Source organism: Proteus sp. CA142267, from assembly GCF_003336825.1.
GTDB lineage: Bacteria > Pseudomonadota > Gammaproteobacteria > Enterobacterales > Enterobacteriaceae > Proteus > Proteus terrae.
This window is the reverse complement of sequence record NZ_QPMG01000010.1, coordinates 55,482-77,250: the sequence shown is the minus strand read 5'-3', so window position 1 is coordinate 77,250 and position 21,769 is coordinate 55,482. Positions and strand designations below refer to the sequence as shown.

Sequence of the window (21,769 nt, the reverse complement as noted above, 5' to 3'; positions counted from 1 at the left end):
CCCCATTAATCCGCGTAATAAATAACCTACACTAAGGTGTCATTTTCATCTTCCTGAGCCACAAACCACGGCGTCATCATCGTATGGCGGCGATATTGTTTTGCAGTAATCACTTGATATAAACGACCTAATGCATCGTAATAATGGGTATCCGCAACGCGATTAGGCTGAGATGAACTTTCCGAAACATAACGCCAATCATTCAGGAAATAAGGCTGGTAAACGCGCTTTACATTCCCTTTGTTGTCATATTCAGTTTCACCTGAAATTGCCCAACGTGTTGTGGTACTTTTTTGCTGTGCTTGCTGTACACAGTCCACCACTAATTCCCCTTTTTCACTGCGCACAAAGGACTCACCCGCTTCAACTCTGATAGAGGTTTGTAATAGGCGTCCAAAACCATCGCTAAAGGCGATTTGCTGGCGAATTTGCTGTTGTGAGTCGCTGTCATAACGGTCAGTCATAATTTGCAGAGCGTGTGGAGGCAGTTTTGACGATGAAGACATCCAACTGTCCGTGACATAAACAAAACCCGTAGCAATAGGCAGAGTTGATGTCAGTACCAAAGCCTCATCGACAGTATTTGGCATCGTAAAGGCTTTATGGCTATAACCACTTTCCTGACCTTTTTCAGTCCCTGAAAAACGGGTTGTCGTTACACGACCAAAACCATCAAAGGTCACTTGACGAAGATTTTTGTTTTCATCTGTTATTGAATTAGGTGATAAAAAGCGCCAATCATAAGTAAGATGAAAATCTTGTGTATTTAAAGGAGATCCTTTACCCATTAATACACAGAATTGCTTATCCCACAGTAAGTTATAATCACAAGAAAGCTCTGTTTTTTTATACACCAGTGGCTTATAGAACTGGGCTAATGAACCATAGGCTTTAACGCCTAATAACGGTTTTACCCACAATTTTTTGCTTTTTTCTGTTTCATCAGCGAATAAATAGTCTTTTTGCTGATAACCTGCATTTTTCATCACTTCATCCAGTTTTAAATCTGGATAAGGTTGTGAAATAACTTTTGCGGTTTCTTCATCTAATTCCGCGATTTCACTGTCAGCTAAACGCACAGGGAAATCGGGTTCTGCTAATGTTGCATTACCACTCACATCCAGATAAGCAAGCTGTTGTTGCCCTACAAAGACTGAAGCTGATTTTTGTGTGAGCAAATTATTGCTCGCTAATAATGCTTCGACATTCAGGCCTTCTTTCGGCTGCTTTTCCGCACCGAATGTCCAACTATCTTGGCGACTGGCGTTGATGATCGCGAGCTGATAAACCTGTTTTTCAGGATGAACAAGATGATGACAAGTTTGACGCGACAAACCTAAACGCAGAGTGTGTTGTTGCTCATCATAACTGGATGCCCATAACGTCTCGGGTAGGCTTTCGTAGTGCTGATAAGGGTTTTTCGCCCTCTTAGCGCGTCTTGGATAGTTAATCGAAACGGCTTTAGATACAAAACCATAATCGTCTTGCTCTAAGATAATGTGTTGATGACAAGCAGGATCAGAAGCAATACGCTCATAATGATAGTCACGGCTTTCGACTACAGAAGGCATCACCACTGGTGAGCGCCCTTGCGCTTCAATTAAACGCACTTGTGGCCGTTGTTCCGTAACGACATAAGGCACATCAGATACAACGGTATTGTCTAATCCATAGACCTCTTTTCTCAGCAATTGGCCTTGCAGTCCACGCTCAAGCCAATAGGCGTGTTCTTGATGCACTGTGTTATCACACGCTTTTTCTGAACTTCCATCGCCTTGGGTAAAGCGTGGTGAGAAGTGAGAAAACGCCACACTGTCGCCTTGCCAAAACTCATTAAAAAACTGGTTATCAACTAAGGATTTTCCCGTTAAAAACCACTGGCGCGTTAATGCACTTGGCGTTTTATCCGTGGTATTTTCTTCACTTTTAAAAGACTCAGCATTGGTGGCTTCTACACAGCCAAAACCACGAAACTCATTTTCTTCACCATCCCAGACACCATGACGATAGTTGTAAGTTTGCGTTAAAAGACTTTGCGTGATTTCATCAATGGTTTCAATTTTCCACAACGTATGTAGTGCGAAAGGTAAGTGGCTAACCGCTTTAGCTTTATTTTGCTGTTGACGAGTTGATTTTTCATCTAACCAATATTGCGCTGAACTACGGTAATGCAAATTCTGAATAAGCCCCATATTGTTATTAATGGACGTTAATAACCACGGCTTTTTATTTTGTAACGAAAGCACCCAATGTTGCGGTGTTGGATAAGCTTTTGTCAGTAAAATACTAGCGACACCAAGACCTTGGATATCCGCCACTTGCAGTTGGCATTGGTTATCAAAGCGCACACCTTTAGGTAATGCGATATCATCACCACGCACAAATTGATTACCACTTTGGTTAAAATACACCTCTAAATGAGTAGATTGAGCATAAATAATATCAGTCGTACCACTACCATCTAAGTCTGCTAAATAGAATTGATTAGGATTAAATTTCAGACGATCCGCAGAAAAACCAGGGATCGTCATCGGAGTACTAAATCTCCCCTCACCTAAATGCACCCAACAGGTTACGCCTTGGTAATCCACTTTAATTAGGTGTTGTTGACCTGAACCCAATACGTCACTAAAAGCCACTAAGGTACGTCGATTAACGTTTTTAATCGGCAACGTCACGCCATCAGCCTGCATGATATCTTTGCTTTTTTTCCAGCCTTGCGCAGAGCCCGCATAAAGACGAATACTGCGAGGACCAATTAAAGCTAAATCAGCAAAACCACTACCTGTTAATGAGGTAATTTCCGCTCTAGAATGAAAATATTCTACTGGCAGTGCATCAAGTGGCACAAAATTTAGCCAATTTTCTGCGTTGGTTTCATCTTGGGTGTAATAACCATTCACATCACCTTGGGTAACTAACCATTCCAGTTTTCCATTACCCGTCACGTCGGTCAGCATGGCTGAATTCCGCAATGACGGAATAACAGGAAGCTTTTTTGCTTTATCCCATGTTATGGCATTCGGATTTTGTTTATCTTCTTTTCTGACGGGGGCGCGATACCACCAAGCACCACGATCTTGATACAACACGCCAGCCAATCCTTCGCCTAATAAATCAACATATTGATAAGGCTGTTGTGGTGTAAAAGAAGCAAGCTCATCCAGTGATTGCCACTGGGCTTGTTTAGTCGCCCCCACCATTTGCCAATCAAATTTAACCGGTGGCAATGTCACTAACGACTGCGCATTTTTATTGTTGTTAAACGCGGATTTTTGTGCTGAGACTAAAACACTACCTGATGCGGACTCATCGTAAGTGAGCGTTAATCGAGCGACTAATTCAGGGGTTTCTGCCAATACTGTTTGTTTTTCTAAACTTTCAAGGCGGTGATACATCAGTACTTGGCGACATAAACGACGAGTACGAACTTCAAAACCGTAATGGAAAAGAGAAAAACAGTCTTTACGCAGTGCCCATGCGGAATTACTTTGCCATTGTGGATAGGTGGCTAATGCACTATCACGCTCACCGTAATCAAAGACCAAAGTAAACAAGGCATTTTTCGGTAAGGTATTATCCGTTTTCGTACATGAAAAAGCACGCTCTCCCACAGGGTTACCGTAATACACTTTCTCTAAATAACGCTGTGTATTAGCATTTTTATGGGATTGAATTTCTTGTTTATCACAACCTTGTTCATCTTCAGCGCGATAGTGATATTCAATTTGCTCCCCCATCGCTGAAACCGAAGCATTGAGATCCCATTGCGCAATATGTGCACTGTTTTGGCTATCCACGATCTGTGCTGTGGTTTCATAACCGAATAAGTGAACCTCACCATTTGCACTCAACATCACCCAAAATTGTTTTGGTGTATTGGCTGAAGCATTAGCCTCATTTAATGACCAATATTCAAAACGACTAAAACTTTTTTCAATACGTGAACGATAAGTTGTCACTTGATATTGATGAGCGAGTTTTATGCCAAGTAACTCATTACGTTGTGCCGTTTCAATTTCGCCTTTCTTATTGATAATTGGCACAATCACTTCACCTTCAGGCCCAACAAATTCATCTTGTTGAGTATAAGTAGGCACGCCTTTTGAAGTACGACGACGAATCGACATCACACCCACAGACCAGCCAAAGCCAAAAGCGCCATTACCGGCTTGATTTTGATAACTTAGACTTAAAGAAGGGGCATAACCACGACCTTGGCTAATGGGCAACGTCAAGCTAAAAGTGGCTGCACCATCAGGGCCAACAGCACCTATGTTGCCCGTTAATCCTGTGACAGCCCCACCACCTTTTGGTAAGTTTGGCGCATCAAAGGTCAATTTCTCTGAATTTTGCATGTAGAACTCCTGACAGGCTCCCTAAGGAGCCTGTAATTAATTAAGATTTGGGTAATTAGCGAATGGTGTAATTAATGTGGAGAATGATGTCGTTCAGTGTCAGTAACATCTCTTTTTGCTTATCTGTCGCATCAGGGAAGCTTAAAGTCAGTGTACTGCTATCATTCACAGGTAAACCTTCAAATGGCAGATAACGCTCATCATTAAAGTTCAGTTGGAACTGACCACTGTCATTCATGCCATGAGAAATCGCAATCGCACTACAACCTCGTGGTTTCACCGCACTACCGCCATAACTCAACACCGCACGAATATTCTGATACGTGCCTGTTAACGCAGGTAATGTCACACTAATTTGTTTAACGCGACGTAATTGACCTAAATCTGCAGGATAATCTTTGTCGATAGCTAAATCAGAGAGCTTAATCGAAGCCTGTAATTGACCGTTTTTCAGCGTAATACCATTTTCTGCCGTACCTAGCTGGGTTTTCGATTTATTAATCACATCAGCGACTTGTTCAAAACCAAACTTATTAGTGCCTAAACCTTGGTACACGTCTTCCAACGAAACAATCTTGGTGATTTCCAAAACACGTTTATCTTTTTCAAGGTAGCTGTTTTCCATTTGAGTCAGGTTATGCATTAAGCTTTCACCCGCCATCAAACCGGAATAATTACCTTGCCATGCCCCTGGGCGAATAAAGGTTTGTGTTTCACCTAAATCATACTGATAAGCCGATTCCGCCATACGGCAACGGGAGGCAGTTAAGTCGTAGAATGGCTTATAAATCGCCATCAATTTACTGCGTAACCAGCTATACAGAGCTTTATTGGTAAATTTATTTTGTAAGAACGTTAAATGTGCTTGCATATCCACTTGCTGTTGCATCAGAAGTCCTAATTGCAAATTAGCTGCTTCTTTACGCACACCCAATGCTTTAATTTGTGCATCAAATTGTGTTAATTCTGATTGTGCTGTATCACGTAATAGTTTCCACTCTTCACGACGACGACGGTACACTTCAGATTGACTTAAAATGTCTGACGCCATATTAGATATGCTACCAGCGCTAAGGAATCCAGTACCTACTGCATTAAGTAGCCCACCATAATTTGATCCCCCCACTGCCATACCGAACGTATTTGGTGCTAAAACCGCTATACCCGCGCCCACATAAAATGGTTGACTTATTGTCGTAAATCCCATGCCCATAACGCGAAGTGCTAGTGCTCTTGTTTCTTTCGCACTAATGTTTTCGTTATATAATTTGCTATAATAATCATAGCGGGTTTGGGCACCTTTCCGTAAATCCTGTAATGAATTTTCGTTATAAGCAAACTCTTCAATCGTTTTCTGCTGATACTTGATATTTTGGAGAGTAATTTCATTACCCTGCGTTGCTAGTAATTCTGACAACGCTTCCACATCTTGACGCTCAGTGATGCTAGAAAGCGAACTACCAAACTGTATTAACTGACTGACGACTGATTTTGCGCTATTTAATATCACAGGGAAACGCTGAACCGGTATCATCGCTTTCGGCAATACACCATTCTCTTGCGATTGATTAACTGCGGTGATTTGCAATGCCTTAGGATCTGCTGGTGTTGCATACATTGGTAATGACAGCGATTGCCCATCAATCGATAAGTTGTGACGCAAATTAAATAAACGCGATTTTAACGTGTCTCGATACTGCGCTAACTTCTCATTAATTTGTGGTAAAAAAAGCGAAGTTAAGGTATTTGCTGTGCGTGATAATGTTGTTTCTTTTTTCTCATCATTAACAGAAGGTTTTGCTTGATGTGTTATGGTTGCTGCATCAATTAATGTCGGTGCTGACCACACATCGTCCTCTAATAGTTCTGTCTCATTTCCTAATAATTTCAGCGCTTGTACATACCACATTTTAGCTTCATTTAGTGTGTCACGCTCAAGTTGACGATAAGCACTGTCACCTCGTGCCACAAGAATATCAAGGCACTTCATAAATGTAGCCAATTTATAGTGCATTGGATCAGCTTGTGCCACAGCATCAGGATCAGTTGAATCCAGTTGATCATGATCCCAAGCTGTATCCGCTAATAATGGCTGTGAATTCCAAACACGATGAGTATGAGTATTGTTATCAATATAACCATTTGGACTAAACACATAACGTAGCCAACGACTAGCTTCGTCGTAATTTTGCCCTTCTAGCATCACATTTGCTAACATCATCGGGGTGTAATAGAACAGTTCCCAAAAGTAGAGAGCATTCGCACCATTAAAATCCATCGGTACATCAGCGCCTTTTTCCAGAGCGGGTTCAGGCAGTCTCTGAGAGTTTAGCGTTAAAATAGCATCAATTCCGTTATTCGCACGTTTGACTAATTGACGTGCAAATAATGTATTTAAACGCACTAACAAAGGTTCATTTGCCACTGTCATTGACATATATTGGGCATGCTTTTGATTTGTTTTTAAACTAATAATACTCTCATTTATATGTTCTAATTCACTGACTTTAAAGTAACATAGGCTTTTAGCAATAATTTTTTGGTTCTTATTAACCGCTGTTACATTCGCAGTTAATATTAACTCACCATTGTCATTAAATGCATTCTGAGGAACATCAAGCTTAAGCTCTTTATTTTTACTATTGAAGCTATTACTACCCTCAACTAAAGAAGTATTAGCGTTAGACCATTGTTCGAGAGAATAGGTGACTTTATTATCCTGGCTAGAAGATAATGTTATCTTAATATCATTAACCATTTCGTCAGCACTATAGATAATTTTATTTAAATCACTAATAGTTAATGGGTAAGATACTCCTTTCCCATATGCAATTGACTCGTTGTTTTTCCAGAAACATAAAAAATAAATCTTGGTGTTTCTTTATCTAGAAAATGTTGTAACGAGAAATTGCCTAATTCATTAGAAAGCGTAAAGGCAGTTTTATTTTTCGATGTATATTTTAATAAACCATTTGACTGTTTAGTGAAAAAAGACAGTTCTACGCTATAATCTTCTCCATTATTAACATCTAAACCGTTAATTACCGCACCTTTAGTATTATCGTAAATAAAGAAGTAAATTATATTTTTTATAACATCAAAACCTAAATAATAACTACAATCAGTTTTTCCATTAAAAGACAAGGTTGTCAACTTACCAACACTACCTGAAGTATAAACAATATCCTCTAATAGAGAACCACTCTTTAATAAACCTTTAAAGATATCTTTAATAGGTGCAGGAGCAAAATGTCCATAATTAATATTACAGTTAACAAAAGCAGAAAGGTAACAAGATAATGTTTTATTTTTCGACTCTACACTGACACCATTAATTAAACTTCCAGAAAAAGAGACATGTTGAGAGTCCATTGTTTTTATATCATCAATAGGATCGTGAGATATTGAGTAAGCTAATTTACCTCTCAATGCAAATTTATTATTAATATTTTTAGTGAGTTTTTCACTACTCAAATCAAATTCAGACTTCACATTAATATAAATATTTTTTGCACGTTCCTCATTTAAATCCGATATATTAGAAAACACCATTTCATTATCAATAGAATAAACTTGATACTCTTTATTTTCATCTTTATAGATATCACTTGTGACATAAGTTAAAAAATATAATTTATCTAATTCTTCGTTATAGCTTAAATAAAAATTTCCTTTTTCATTATCTATAATATTATTAGGCAGTTGAAAATCAATAGGTGAGCTCCAAGTACCATCATAACGGATATGTGATAAAATTAAACTATATTGTGTCTGCTTAGAAATTGGTGTAGATGTACTTTCTTCTTTATTCTCAGACTTTTTACTTTCAGTTTCTTTTTGTTCAATCCAAGCAACATATAATCGATTATTAAAAATAACAGGACGAATCAAATTATTGTAAGGGTTAGCACCATTCTCAATTTTAGTCCACTCTGTCCAAGCATTTGCTGCCATGACTCCTTTTTTTATTTTACTATGATCTGCACTACGCCAATAATAACTTACTTTTTCTGACGCATTACAACCAATAAAATATGTGTGCCCATCTTCTAATCTCACACTATCATGATAACCACTAATCACATCTAAATTAGAAATTTGTTCAAAAGAAGTTAAATAGGTTTTAAATGCATCATCAACCGTATCACTATTAATACTATTTTGACTGATTGACTGTAACAACGTATCCATCATTTTAGTTTGACCAATACGTACTGTAGGATCAATATAGTTTTCAGGATAATAAGCTAATAAAGAGACACCACTCCAAGTGCTATAACGCTTATTATATTTATCCCAATCTATAAAAAATTGACGAGACTTAATAAGTGAATTAGCATTTTTCATATCCAAAGATAAAAATTCATTAATATATAGCTGTATACTTGCAATAGCTTGTTCTATCTTTGTGGTTTTTATTTCAGATGAAACTTTATTATCAATTAGTAAATAATGATAAATATCATCACTAGTTACTAAATTTAATTCCTGAAACTTATGAATATAAAATGCACTGAGTGCAACACTCTCTTTTTCATCCATTTTATCTTTTAGTAAAATAACTTGTTGAGCATTTAGCCCGCTTTGTAAAATTTTACTAATTCTATCCCAATTCAAGTAGTCTTTTTCTTTATTTCCACTTGTAGAAAATTTTAACTGAGTTAATAGATTAAAGTTATTTGGTGTGATGTTAAATGTTTTAACCATATCAATATAGCTAGAGATTTCTTTGATATTATCAAATTTAATTTCATCATCCAGTTTTAATAAAGAAATAATTTGCTCAATTACCTCACCAGAGACTCCATATGCCTTTGATAAAATTGAAACAGCTCCATAACCGATAAAAAGGTTAATTAGCTCATCTTTATTATTTATTTTATCTAAATAGAAACGATGGAATTCAGATATATCTTTTATTGATTCGATATTAGGAAGAACAGATTCATAATTAAACAAACGCCTTTCTCCCAATATATTTATTTCGTTTTCATTCAATCCTAACTTAGTCAATATAGAAATCATTTGACACAACATTTTTATATAAGTAACAAGTTTATTTTTATCTTCTAATGTTTTATCATCCTTCCTTACCAAGTCTCTAAAATCATCAATAGATAAGTTTAATATCATATTACTATCGAGATATTCCCATACAGCATTGGCAACACTTAATGAAGGAAGGGATAAATGATAACCTAGTATAGGTAAATAGCACGGTATAATTGCCCGTTCGGTGAATTCATCTATATAAAAATCATTAAATTTCATTAACTCGTTAAAGAGTCTTTCCATTTCTTGATTATAAGACAAATCATATTTTTTAGCTGTCATTGAATATAGTTCTGGAATACTAAACTTATACTCTTTGATAAAGTTACAATAATTATCTATTGTATAAATTAAATTACCTGCATCATCTGATAAAGATTGTTCATTAATGGGTTTACTGAAAGGTTCAGGTAACATATCAAGTAATAAAGAAAGAGAATAAATGTCTAGACTATGTACTGTTGCTAATAAATATACTCGATATAACAGTGATATATTCTTTATAGAACAAGTAAATCCCGTTTTTTTACCAGAAGCTAATTTCCACATAGCAACAATGCCAATATCATCGATATGAAATGCACGTTTTAAGGTATTAATACGTATAATATCATCTGGAGATGATGAATGAAAATCAAGTGGTTTATTATCTGCAATAAATTTACTTTTACCTAATGGAGGAGAATTAAATAAAATATCAAATAGCGATAAAGAATTATTCAATGTTTGGCGATTAATATCAGCACCATTAAGTACTATAGATTGCTCAATATTAACATTGTATTTCTCCATAATATATTGTACATGAAGAATAGAACGAATAACCTCAGAGTCAATATTATTATCATTGTTTTTTGTTTTAATTAAAATATATAGATTATCAACAGAGATCCCTGTTGCTTTATGTAAGCGAATAATCTTATTTAATACCAACATACTTTTTGCAGATAGTTCATTATTTACTTTAAGCATATTAAATAATGGTAATATTTCTTCTTCTGAAACAGAATAATATTCTGATAAGAACTTTAAATTATTCTTTAAACTGATGTCTTTATTTCCGAAATTTTTCTCTATTAGTTCATCAATTTTATCGTCAGAGATTAATTCTGTTAAAATAGCATATAATTCAGGAGAAATAGATGAATTAATCGTTGAGATCCATTCTGTATCTAAAATATTAAGATAATCTTTAGCCTTTATTAATTTATCAACTAAGCCATCGCGTAATAATAATGTTTGTCGAATAGTTTCATAAGGCTGATGATAAGGATTTTCACCCATTACGCGATTTGTTGCTAGTTCTTGAAATAAATCTTTATCATTGCCCAATTTATTTTGCAGTGCGGTAGTAAGAATTTGATTTGATAAAGAAAGAGTAGAAACTTCTTTATCCATATTGTCTTGAGAAAGTATTAATTGTGCTAAATCAGGACGACGTTTATCAAGACGATACATTGGGCTACCAGGATGTATTTCTTTTGCTTCACGATAAAGTTCAGTTAAATAACCCGCAGGTGAAAACATCGATGCCACAGATTTAGAATCAACATAGTGGTTCTCTCGATTTGGGATCCAATTTTCTAACGTACTACTTTGAGCAGCATGAGGTTGAATACCTAAAGCCACGGCATTTTGTACTTGTGGATTATTACGTGTTAAATAATGAGCTTCTTTTAATTTATTAATTTTTGCAGCTTCTTGAGCTTCTTTATATAATGTTTTTGCTTCATGCCAACTAAGTTTCTCTTCACTCAGTGTGTGGATTTCATGAAGTGATAAGGGAGCTAGATCATTTAACGTGATATTTTCCACTGTATCAGAATTCATTTTCGTTAAAAGTGTATTAATGTTTTTCATTAAATATTTTCCTAATATAAGTTAATTTAAAATTAAGAGAATAAAATCGTCGTTTCATCTCGAAAATTAAAATACCAAGAAAATAAGAATTGAAAATTGAATTTTTTATAACCTGATATTGAGTTTTTTTATTCTTTATAGATTGATTGCGGTTTTTAATAAAAAAGATTGAGAAAAACAGAGAAAATTAATAACTAAAATACGGAAATAAAAAACAATTAATCGTTTGATTTTATTTTTATCAAAAATATGCTTATTTATTATCAACATTAGTCGGTATTGTTGTTTTTTTAATTTATTCTTTATCCTTTTTTTCATTTTTAGTCGCATCAAAATGATTATTGATAAATATCAATATAACGATTCCATTTGGGAGGATTATTTATTCATAAGATATATATAAATAAATATGGAGAACGCCTGCATGTTTTTCTCACGAAAAATAAATCAGTTCTTTGCCGTCGCAACTTGTCAAAGCCTAGTCAAAGCTGCAGAACAAATCAATGTTACCCCATCCGCACTACGCCACGGAATTAACGAACTTGAAAGCCAAATAGGTAAGTCACTGATTAAACGCTCCAAAAGCGGAATGGATCTTACCCCTGCGGGGAAAACACTTTATGATCGTTTACATCCCTATTATGAAAAAATTAGAAAAATTGAAAATCAGATAATGAATCCCAATGAGAATAAAACCTCGCTCTCCATTAAATTAGATGGTCTTTATTATCCTGACTTAAAAACAAAACTGTTGGAGATCCGACAAAAAAACAATCAATATAGTCTATCTTTAGAAGATGGTTATATTGATGATATTAAAGAAGAACTTTTTGATAAAGAGTTTGATCTTGTTATTTCCTCTCTTGAATTTGACTATCCTCATAAAAACATTAATACGATTAATTTATGCACACAAAAAGTCGGCTTATTGGTGAGTAAAAAACTCTTTGAACAATATCCCAACATCAAAACATTTTTTGCCAAAGAAACCTTAATACAAAGAAGCAGTACTTTGCAAAACCCCATATTTTCAACGATTTTAGATAAGCTAAAAAATCAAGGTTATCAATATCATACTTTAGGCTTAACAGAGATGGCAGATGTCTTGCACTGCGTTGATGTAGGGGCGGGTTACTGCTTTATGCCTGAAAATATTCATTATATTTCAACGATCACAAATGATGAGGTTCAATTTATTCGCTCACCATTTCCTTTTGATATTTTCTTACATCAAAAGGTCTATTTTAAAAAAAATAATGATAAAAAATTAGCTGATATTGCAATGACACTACGTTAATCAATTAAAACAGCGCATTGATATAATCAGAGGTAAATCCACGATATTGTAGATAGCGAATTTGCTTGGCTCTCTCTTTAAAATCTTTAGGTTTAGCTGTACCGAATTTTTTCTCTTTAAGATCTTGGCAAAGTGCGTACCAATCAGTATCTGTTTCTTCTAATACGCGTTCAATAATTTCGCTAGGAAATCCTTTTAGGCGTAATTCTTGGCGAATACGTAACGGCCCATAGGATTTATTTAAATAACTGCGAAAGAAGCTATAAATGGTACGACTGTCGTCTAGGTATTGGCTTTCAAGTAAGCGTTCGATGACTTGAGGCAAATATTCAGGTGCAGTCGGTGAATCTTTCTCAATTTCGCGAATTCGGCGTTCGATTCGACGTTGCAGTTCGCTTGTACTGTAATCACGACGAGACAGCATAAAAATAGCGTACTGATAAAGCTCTTGATAGGTCATAACGTTCCTTTATTAAAAGAGTCCATATAAAGCAACTATTATCATAACGGTTTATCATCGAAATAGCTTATTTCGATGATAATTTCATCAGTAATATCGAGAGAAATAAAACAGTAATAATTAAAAGAAGAATTATCATTCTCTTTTATAATTTTAATCTACTAGTTTTATTAAGGTTTTCTTAGGAAAAATAGGGATATTAACTTAATAATCACTTAATAATACTACAATAATTCGAAATACAAGCATCAATTACTGTATATCGCACTTATAGCTGGTGACCATCAATTAGAAAAAGATTAAAATTTTCCGCTACTCTTTTACTACTTACTTTTTTAATTTCCTGTGGGTTATGTATGAACTTTTCCAATTTAAATAAGGTGGTATTAACCGCCTCTCTTCTTGCGACCGGTTTTTCTTATGCGGATAGCGATCGCCCACTGTTTTCTTTAAGTGTTAGCCAATCCGGTGGTACTGCTTTAAATAATGAAGGTTCATTAGATACTCGTACTCCAGCAAGCCAATCTCGTGTTTTACCCATTTGGGGCGATGAAGCCCGTGCCCGCGGTTATGATATTCCAGAGCCTTTTGGTGCCAGCTATAGCTATATGAATCTACGCCAAGATATTATTGTGGATAAGATTGGGTTTGATGCCAGTAAATGGCTAGAAATGAGCGATGTTGTTAAAGTTGATGTAGGACATACTCGTGAAAAAAGTGAAACTCATATGCTCAAGCTGGATAGCTGGGTTTTCCCTTTTATGAATGTATACGGCTTATACGGTTATACAAAAGGAACATCAAAAACAGTCTTAAATGACGTATCTATGGATTTTGGCTTTCCTATGTCCTTAGCTAAAGATGAGATATTTGAGCTTGATTTTAAGGGTAAAACCTATGGTGCGGGTTTTACTTTAGCCGGTGGTTATAACCAATTTTTTGGTACTTTTGACTTAAACTACACTAAAACAAACTTAGATATTTTAGATGGTGATATTAAAGCGTTAGTGATTTCACCTCGTGTGGGTTATGAGTTTGTTTTCTCACCACTGATTTCAGGCCAAGGTAATACCAAATTACAGGTGTGGACAGGTGCAATGTACCAAGATATTACTCAACGTTTTAGAGGAGATGTAAGTAAATTACATCTACCAGGTAAACTAAATGACATGATGAATAATCCTGATTTTCTAGAAGGAATTGGGAACGTCAAATTTGACGTTGAACAACATCTTGCTCATAAATGGAACCAAACTGTAGGTGCGCGTTTAGAAGTGACTCGTAATTTTAATGTGATCACTGAGCTTGGTTTCAACAACCGTAATAGCTTCTTTGTTTCAGGTGAGTTCCGTTTTTAATGGTTAAATACCCCTTTATTTTTGGGCTGGCATTTGCCAGCCTATTTATTTCGCATACAGCACAAGCTCAACTCTTTCCCGATAGACAACAAATAGACCAATGGCTAGTTGGATTAGGGGGAGAAAATAACTTCGACCGCAGTAAAACTATCGACTGGGGCGTATTACCAGGCCCATTTTATACACCAGAGCTAGAATTGGGTGTAGGTATCGCCCTCGTTGGTCTTTATCAAGCGGATAGTCGCCCTGATAGCAAAATCTCGTCTCTCTCATTAAGTGGCTTTGGTTCATCAACCGGCGCTTTTGGCATGAACTTTAGCAACTACACTTATCTGGCTGATGACACTTGGCGCTTTTATCTCACAGGAACATTAAATAATGTACCTACCAATTATTGGGGTGAGGGTTATCACGAAGGGCGTGTAAAAGATCATTTCGGCGAATTTCGCTCTCAAGAATTGCGTTTAACGCCCTCTTTACTGCGACAAATTACCAAAAATACCTATATAGGATTAGGGTGGGATTACTCCAATCTACAAGCTGCTGCCCCAGATAATCCCTTTAAAGACTATATGAATGCACGTGATTTACCTTTACGTTCAACCAGCTCGGGATTAACGGTTCGCTTTACTTACGATAGTCGCGATTTCTTACCGAATGCTTATCAAGGTCAGGCTTTTGATATCAGTTATACCCATTATTCACCAGATACGGGCAGTAATAACCGCTTTAATGCGACGCAGATACAATATAACTACTATTATCCCTTAAGTGATAATTCGGTATTAGCATTTGATAATTATGCCCGTTTCACATCAGGTGATGTACCTTGGAGCCAATTATCTAAATTGAGCAATGGACACCAAATGCGAGGCTATTACGAAGGGCGATATCAAGATAATCATGTATTTTCAACCCAAGTAGAGTACCGTCAAAAACTCGATTGGCGTCATGGCATTGCACTTTGGGTTGGTGGTGGTACGTTAAGCGACCAAGCGCGTGATTTAGGTAAAAGCCATTGGCTACCGAGTGTCGGAGTAGGCTATCGATTCGAATTTAAGCCACGTATGAATGTACGTCTCGATTTTGGTATAGGTAAAGAAAGTACAGGATTTTATTTTCAAGTAGGTGAAGCATTTTGATGTTTAAGCGGTTTATTTTTATCAACACCATTGTCTTCTTCTTATTTATTGCAGGTTGTACTCAAGTCACTCCTGTAAAATCTCTGCATGCCAATCTTGATAGCGTTACCGATGAAGAAGCAACACAGCTTTGGCAAACACCCGCACCGTTGACCGCCCCCAACGGCTTAAGACCTTGTTGTGCCTTTGGTTACGACTTAAAAGTTAAAGCATTCGAAATCCCTATTCCTTTTTATCGTATTGATAACGTTGTCGAAGCCTCAGCATTGGGCAATCATCGTTATAACGACAGTTTTTGGTTAGGTACAGGTGCAGTATTGGGCTTAGGAAGTGAAAAATCTGGCTTAATTTATTCTCATAAAGGGGGATTTCTTGATATCGCCCATATTCGTGATACAGCGGATTATACTTATTATCTCTTTAGCCATATCTATCCAAAATTAGGACAAGAGTGGACGCTAACGCTAAGTGATGAGTTGGCGCAACGTAAAATCCACTTTAACGCATTCACGCCACCTAAAAACGAATTAGAGCGTTACACCTTAAGTGCCTATCTTGCCGCACACCTCGGTTATCGCCTTGCGGTATGGCATGAAATTGCACAATGGTATGGTTTTCGCTCTGTACCAGGCTTTTCAGAAGGTATCTCTGCATTTTCACCCGAAGATCTCTACTCCAATTTAATTGGAGCAAGGCTTTCTCTTACACTGATCTTAAAGGGTCATGCCACCAGCCTTGAACAATATAATCAATCAATGCAAGGCATTATTCCCTCTGCGCTCTACCAATTAGAGGCTCAACCTCGCCAATTAACGCAACAATGGTTTGATGTTATTGATGGACAATGGTGGGATAGTCAGCAACGAGTCCCCGATAAATTCTTAGTTTTACTGCGTGATTATCATATCTCAGACCAACGGTATCCAGTGTTACCTTTCGAAGAAATAACGCCCCCTCACTACCTCACTTTACCTAGTGCTTATTCTGGTTACGTTTTAGAACAATTAGCAGAATTTCAGCTTTGGCCAACAAAGGAAATGGGAAATTTACCGCATCCTAAAACCTACTGGCGTGAAGCGGATTTTACTGATTTAACAGAAAAAGCGCGTGAAATTGATAATAAAACTAGACCAAAAACAACAAAAATTGACTAAATAACAAACAAAATTGACACGTTAAAAATGCTTAATTTTACTAAATTTAGGTTAAGTCATGTCTTTTTACATAAGATAAATTTAAGTTTAAGATAAAAAAGCACTTTTTGTTAAAGGAAAAAAGCGATTATAAAACGTGGCTTTCCAGTAAACCTTATACATTTATTTAACAAATCACTCGTAGTTATCCTAATGTGAGACGATATTTTGTAGCTATGAAAAAAGTAATTTGCTAGTATTCGTTCGATTTTTATCCAGTTAAACGAGGAGAAGCAATGCCCTCTCAATTGATGAGGACAAGTGCCGTCTTCGCTTTCTTGATTTCACTACTATTTACTGGTGTAAGTTTTGCTTCAACCAGTACCAGCAGTTCCCAGATACTGCAGGCGTATTCTTTCAAAAGCACGTCAACACCGTTGCCAGATTTGAAAAAATACCCTTCGGGAACACAGCGTAAGAAAGCGTTTTTAAATGTCATAGTTCCTATTATTGACAATGTTAATAATAAGATTTTGAGAGATCGTGAGTGGTTAACCGCTCAACGTAAAGCCCAGCACTGGGGCAGCGCAGATTTAAAAAAACTGCGTGAAATCTGTCAATACTATGGCGTCACATGTACCAGCCCTAAAAAAGTAAATTGGGATTCGTTACTGACTCGCGTTGATATTATTCCGACACACTTTGTCGCAACGCAAGCTGCAACGGAATCAGGCTGGGGAACATCGAAGTTGGCACAACAAAATAATAATCTATTCGGTATGCGATGTGGGAGTCAGTCTTGCAATAACGTTCCAGGGAAAACCAAAGGCTATGCAGCCTACCCTGATATTGAAGGCTCAGTGATTGCTTATATGCGTAATCTTAATACGCACCGCGCTTATAATTCATTGCGCTCCTCAAGAGCACAGCAAAGAATGACGCAGCAACAACTCGACTCTCGCCAGTTAATCACTGACTTGAAAGGTTACTCAGAAATGGGCTCAAGTTATAACGATTATCTGACCGAAATGTTCGACTCAAATAAAAAACTGATCACTCAGGTTCAGTTACAGTCGAAACAAGATAGTTAAGTCTTTACAGGCTTTCATCTGACAAAAAGCCACTTTTCTTTCTAGAGAAAAGTGGCTTTTATTTATCACAAGATAATCTTTTGATTGAAAGCCTGCTTAGAATTCATAATATATGGGGTAACACGTTTGGTATGACTTTTAAATCACACCCTTAGAGCCCTTTATGAATTTTTTTTCATTCGAGTTTCTCGGAGCCTTTGTTAGTTTTTTTGTTCTATATTGGCTCTTCCAAAAGCACGTTAAGATCCAAAATATTCTACTGATAACAGTAAGTTATGCTTTTCTCTTTTATGCAGATTATCGTCCTGCGATTATCTTATTAAGTTACACACTCTTTATTTATTTACTGGCGAATATATTAACTAAGTACACATCCTCTAAAGTCATATACTGGCTATTAGGATTATTAGTTGCGGTCTATTTTACCGCCTTTAAATATTACTCATTCTTCCAAGAAACGCTGACACAAGCATTCCAACAATGGGGACTCAGTATTGAGCTGCCTCTTATTGAGTTGCTTGCGCCATTAGGTCTCTCTTTCTATATTTTCCATTCGGTTAGTTATGTGGTTTCTGTTTGCCGAAAAGAGATCCCTAAAGCACCGTTTTTGGATGTTGTTCTTTATTTATGCTTTTTCCCAAGTATAGTCGCGGGGCCAATTAATCGCGCTAAAGAGTTTCTACCACAAATTCAGGCTCCAACACGAAAAATCATTGATTATAAAGGGGCGATAATGCTGATTGTTTTAGCTATCGCAAAACTCTTTTGGTTAAGTGGTTGGTTCTCAACAAACTATGTTGATCCGGTATTTAATGCGCCCGATTTAGCGCAAAGTGGACAAGTGCTGACAGCGGTTTATGCCTATGCATGGCATATCTATTTCAATTTCTCTGGTTACACCAATCTTGTTACAGGTATTGCCTTATTGCTGGGCTTTGTTGTCCCTCGCAACTTTAATGCGCCTTATTTAGCAATAAACTTAGCCGATTTCTGGCGTCGCTGGCACATCAGTTTATCTACCTTTATTCGTGATTACGTCTATATTCCTTTAGGGGGCAATCGTAAAGGGGTGATTAGACAAAATTTTAATGCCTTTGCCGCGATGGTAATTTCTGGATTATGGCACGGTGCTGCTATGACCTTTATTATTTGGGGTGCTATTCACGGGATTGGAGTGGTGTTATTAAATATTAAACACCGTCTCCTCCCAGTGAAGAAAAATGCCCCACCAAGCGCGTTATCGTCATTAAATATGTTGTTGTCATGGATAATCACTTTCCACTTTGTTTGCTTTGCTTGGATATTTTTCCGCAGTCAAACCGTGGGAGATGCTTTAGTTTTAATACAGCAACTCTTTAGTGTGGGTGCTTGGGCGTCATTACAAGCTGAAGGCTTAACCCTCTTTATGTTCTGGGGACTTTTCTTACTTTACCCTTGCTTTGTCACATTGCGGGGTATTGTGGCTCGTCTTGAGAAAAGAGTGCCGTGGTATGTTTATCCTCTACCACTTGCGTTGATCCTCACGATTATTTTCATGTTGTCTCCAGATGGGGTGCCAGGATTTATTTATGCCAGCTTTTGATTTCTGCTCAAACTTAAAAAAGACAGCAAAAGTTGCCTTAATGGTGCTATTCAGCACCCTCTTTCTGATTTGGCTAAACCAAACATCACTAGAGCGTTTTTGGCAACAACAATATCATCGCCCTGCACCTTGGTCTGGGCTTTCTCACTATTATGCTTGGCAAGTAGGTGGACAACTACGTGATGGCGTATTCGTTGCGGTAGAAAGCTATGGAGATTACCTACAAGTTAATCATCCTGATAATCAGGCTAAACCAATAGTGCAAACCTCAGCCCCTGAGCAGCTTCCTGAAGGCTTTGCTGTTGGCTTACACTTCTTTAATGGGTACACACGACCAGCGACTCAATTAACGCAACGCTTTCCTCAATTATTAGAGCGCAAGCAAGCAATGGGTGGATTACCTTACCATTCTGTTACTGACGTCTCTGATGCGGCATTAGAAGCCTTAAAACCTATCGTCCCAAAAACAGAAATTATCTTATCACCAGAAGATAAAGTGTTATTTGCAGGCGATTCAATGATGCAAGGTGTTGCCCCTTTACTTAAACGTCAACTGCAAACGGATTACAACATCAGCAGTATCGATTTAAGTAAACAAAGTACAGGACTTGCCTATCCACGCTTTTTCAATTGGCCACAAACCATTGCGACACGTTTAGCCAGTGACGACTCTATCAAATTATTAGTGGTCTTTTTAGGCCCTAACGATCCTTGGGATATGCCGCCTGATGGTGGAGGACGCTACTTAAAATTTGCCAGTGAAGCATGGGAATCTACCTACCGATCACGTATTGCAGGCATTATAGAAAATGCGAGACAGAATAATGTCACGGTGATTTGGGTTGGGCCTCCTAATATGCGTAAACAGAAGTTATCTGAAGGTATGGCATATCTTGATAAACTTTACCGTGAAGAAGCTGAGAAAATGGGCGAAATTTACCTTTCCGTCAATGATATGTTTAAATATGAGAAAGATATTTATTCTGATTATATGGGCGATGGTAGCAGTCGTGTTAAGTTAAGAGCCGGTGATGGCATTCATTTTAGCTTAAAAGGTCAGCAAATTATTGCTCAACACGTATTCTCACGTATTCATCTTCAAGAAGAAATTAAAGAAGATAATGCAGTCGATGATGTAAAAGATAAAAACACGGTTATTGTAAATGAAACAAATAACGCACATCCTTGAGCGTAAAACTTTAGTCAGTAGCTCAATCATACTGGCTTTAGTTTCGCTCTTAGTTGCTTGTAACCAAGACACTGAAAAAACAGTAAAGCTCCCAACACCCACAGTATTACCTGCTGATGGTTCAAGACAGCTTTATAACTACCATGATCCCCATTTTGCGGGCTTTGTTAAGAAATTACAGCAAGGTCGCCAAACGGTGCATATCGTTCAGTTAGGGGATTCTCATACTGCGGCTGATTTTTTCAGTGGTAAGTTGCGTGAACGTTTTCAGGCTGACTATGGTAATGGCGGTATTGGTTTTATTCCTCCAACGAATATCGCAGGCCAGCGTATTGCGAACGTACAATACCAAAGTGACAAAAAAGCTTGGACACTGCTTTCAAGCAGGAAAGATAGCGATCCTGATTTCCCATTAGGGGGTTTTATTAGTGAACCTCAAGCTAAATGGGCAAAATTGCAGTTATCTGAAAACCCAGTAACTCAGCAACGCTATCAATTACAAGCACTTTATAAAACGCCAACGACAGCGCAAGTGAATGTTCAGTCATCGACAAGCAAAGTTCTTTCACTATCGCAAACACAAGGTAAATGGCAATTTTCGGTTCCAACAGCCATAACATTCCCCGTCAGCATTACAGTTAGCAAAAATCAGCCGGTTAAATTAGGCGGTTGGTTGATCACCAATCAACAACCTGGCGTCATGCTTTCCTCATTAGGCATTAACGGTGCCACTATTAACATGATGGATAAATGGGGCGTACAGTGGACTGAAACGTTAGGACAATTACATCCTGATATGGTGATTTTGGCTTATGGTACGAACGAAGCCTTTAATGACACTTTTGATTTAAGTGCTTATCGCCAACAGCTTACGGATAAAATTCGCCAAATTCGCCAGCAAGCTCCTAATAGCGCTATTTTATTAATTGGGCCATCTGACTCAATCAAAAATAAAGAAGCCCCTGACTGCCGTTCACAACAGCCCCAATGGCTAAGTGGTATAATCAGAATTCAAAAAGAAGTCGCCCAACAAGAGAAAACGCTGTTTTGGGATTGGCGTGATTATATGGGTGGAGAGTGCTCTATAAAAGCGTGGGCATTGTATGATTTAGCAAGACCTGATGGTGTTCATCTTTCTCGTGAAGGTTATGAAAGCAGTGCCAACACACTTTATAGCCAATTGAACACATTAATGAACAAAGGCTAGTTCTCTCTTTTCAATACACAAAAAGGAGCTTATCGCTCCT

At 37.2% G+C, this 21,769-nt stretch carries 12 protein-coding genes; 8 read left to right on the top strand and 4 right to left on the bottom strand.

Annotation, left to right across the window (positions count from 1 at the left end; all coding sequences use genetic code 11):
• Positions 1 to 26: 26 nt before the first annotated feature.
• From C0T34_RS15190 to C0T34_RS15180, 3 genes are read right to left on the bottom strand one after another with little or no spacing between them, the layout of a single operon-like run.
• Positions 27 to 4,358: a SpvB/TcaC N-terminal domain-containing protein gene (locus tag C0T34_RS15190; protein WP_109850414.1), complete on the bottom strand. Its 4,332-nt coding sequence runs from the start codon at positions 4,356 to 4,358 to the stop codon at positions 27 to 29.
• A gap of 55 nt (positions 4,359 to 4,413) precedes the next feature.
• Positions 4,414 to 7,116 carry a hypothetical protein gene (locus tag C0T34_RS15185; RefSeq protein WP_109850413.1) on the bottom strand — a complete coding sequence of 901 codons (2,703 nt, stop codon included), beginning with the start codon at positions 7,114 to 7,116 and terminating at the stop codon, positions 4,414 to 4,416.
• Between the two features lie 41 nt (positions 7,117 to 7,157).
• On the bottom strand, positions 7,158 to 11,270 hold the full coding sequence (locus tag C0T34_RS15180; protein ID WP_109850412.1) for a neuraminidase-like domain-containing protein: 4,113 nt from the start codon (positions 11,268 to 11,270) through the stop codon (positions 7,158 to 7,160).
• A gap of 424 nt (positions 11,271 to 11,694) precedes the next feature.
• On the opposite strand from C0T34_RS15180, the gene C0T34_RS15175 reads away from it, so the two are divergent.
• On the top strand, positions 11,695 to 12,567 hold the full coding sequence (locus C0T34_RS15175) for a LysR family transcriptional regulator (RefSeq protein WP_162556836.1): 873 nt from the start codon (positions 11,695 to 11,697) through the stop codon (positions 12,565 to 12,567).
• Between the two features lie 4 nt (positions 12,568 to 12,571).
• On the opposite strand, the gene C0T34_RS15170 is transcribed toward C0T34_RS15175, so the two are convergent.
• Positions 12,572 to 13,027 (bottom strand): regulatory protein RecX, encoded by a 456-nt coding sequence (locus C0T34_RS15170; protein ID WP_098941826.1) that lies wholly within the window; start codon positions 13,025 to 13,027, stop codon positions 12,572 to 12,574.
• Between the two features lie 356 nt (positions 13,028 to 13,383).
• Between C0T34_RS15170 and C0T34_RS15165 the strand changes: the two genes are divergently transcribed.
• The 7 genes from C0T34_RS15165 (at position 13,384) to C0T34_RS15135 (ending at position 21,729) form a co-directional block, all read left to right on the top strand.
• Complete coding sequence (locus C0T34_RS15165) at positions 13,384 to 14,385, top strand: hypothetical protein (RefSeq protein ID WP_109850410.1); 1,002 nt, start codon at positions 13,384 to 13,386, stop codon at positions 14,383 to 14,385.
• Positions 14,385 to 15,527: a BamA/TamA family outer membrane protein gene (locus tag C0T34_RS15160; RefSeq protein WP_109850409.1), complete on the top strand. Its 1,143-nt coding sequence runs from the start codon at positions 14,385 to 14,387 to the stop codon at positions 15,525 to 15,527. Before C0T34_RS15165 ends, C0T34_RS15160 begins: the two co-directional genes overlap by 1 nt.
• On the top strand, positions 15,527 to 16,681 hold the full coding sequence (locus C0T34_RS15155) for a DUF4056 domain-containing protein (protein WP_098941823.1): 1,155 nt from the start codon (positions 15,527 to 15,529) through the stop codon (positions 16,679 to 16,681). Before C0T34_RS15160 ends, C0T34_RS15155 begins: the two co-directional genes overlap by 1 nt.
• Before the next feature lie 275 nt (positions 16,682 to 16,956).
• Positions 16,957 to 17,751, top strand: a complete 795-nt coding sequence (locus C0T34_RS15150; protein WP_098941822.1) for a protein bax — start codon at positions 16,957 to 16,959, stop codon at positions 17,749 to 17,751.
• Between the two features lie 163 nt (positions 17,752 to 17,914).
• Positions 17,915 to 19,333, top strand: a complete 1,419-nt coding sequence (locus tag C0T34_RS15145; RefSeq protein ID WP_098941821.1) for an MBOAT family O-acyltransferase — start codon at positions 17,915 to 17,917, stop codon at positions 19,331 to 19,333.
• Entirely contained in the window at positions 19,320 to 20,522 is a 1,203-nt protein-coding gene (locus C0T34_RS15140; RefSeq protein WP_098941820.1) for an SGNH family hydrolase, read from the top strand. Before C0T34_RS15145 ends, C0T34_RS15140 begins: the two co-directional genes overlap by 14 nt.
• Positions 20,497 to 21,729: an SGNH/GDSL hydrolase family protein gene (locus tag C0T34_RS15135; protein ID WP_098941819.1), complete on the top strand. Its 1,233-nt coding sequence runs from the start codon at positions 20,497 to 20,499 to the stop codon at positions 21,727 to 21,729. The genes C0T34_RS15140 and C0T34_RS15135 overlap by 26 nt, the downstream gene beginning before the upstream one ends.
• The last annotated feature ends 40 nt before the right edge of the window (positions 21,730 to 21,769 follow it).

Excerpts from the sequence above, each read along its gene's own strand:
- C0T34_RS15155 (WP_098941823.1), top strand. The coding sequence starts at position 15,527 with ATGTTTAAGCGGTTTATTTTTATCAACACCATTGTCTTCTTCTTATTT.
- C0T34_RS15180 (WP_109850412.1), bottom strand. The coding sequence starts at position 11,270 with ATGAAAAACATTAATACACTTTTAACGAAAATGAATTCTGATACAGTG.
- C0T34_RS15170 (WP_098941826.1), bottom strand. The coding sequence starts at position 13,027 with ATGACCTATCAAGAGCTTTATCAGTACGCTATTTTTATGCTGTCTCGT.
- C0T34_RS15165 (WP_109850410.1), top strand. The coding sequence starts at position 13,384 with ATGAACTTTTCCAATTTAAATAAGGTGGTATTAACCGCCTCTCTTCTT.
- C0T34_RS15150 (WP_098941822.1), top strand. The coding sequence starts at position 16,957 with ATGCCCTCTCAATTGATGAGGACAAGTGCCGTCTTCGCTTTCTTGATT.
- C0T34_RS15140 (WP_098941820.1), top strand. The coding sequence starts at position 19,320 with ATGCCAGCTTTTGATTTCTGCTCAAACTTAAAAAAGACAGCAAAAGTT.
- C0T34_RS15145 (WP_098941821.1), top strand. The coding sequence starts at position 17,915 with ATGAATTTTTTTTCATTCGAGTTTCTCGGAGCCTTTGTTAGTTTTTTT.
- C0T34_RS15190 (WP_109850414.1), bottom strand. The coding sequence starts at position 4,358 with ATGCAAAATTCAGAGAAATTGACCTTTGATGCGCCAAACTTACCAAAA.
- C0T34_RS15175 (WP_162556836.1), top strand. The coding sequence starts at position 11,695 with ATGTTTTTCTCACGAAAAATAAATCAGTTCTTTGCCGTCGCAACTTGT.
- C0T34_RS15185 (WP_109850413.1), bottom strand. The coding sequence starts at position 7,116 with ATGGTTAATGATATTAAGATAACATTATCTTCTAGCCAGGATAATAAA.
- C0T34_RS15160 (WP_109850409.1), top strand. The coding sequence starts at position 14,385 with ATGGTTAAATACCCCTTTATTTTTGGGCTGGCATTTGCCAGCCTATTT.
- C0T34_RS15135 (WP_098941819.1), top strand. The coding sequence starts at position 20,497 with ATGAAACAAATAACGCACATCCTTGAGCGTAAAACTTTAGTCAGTAGC.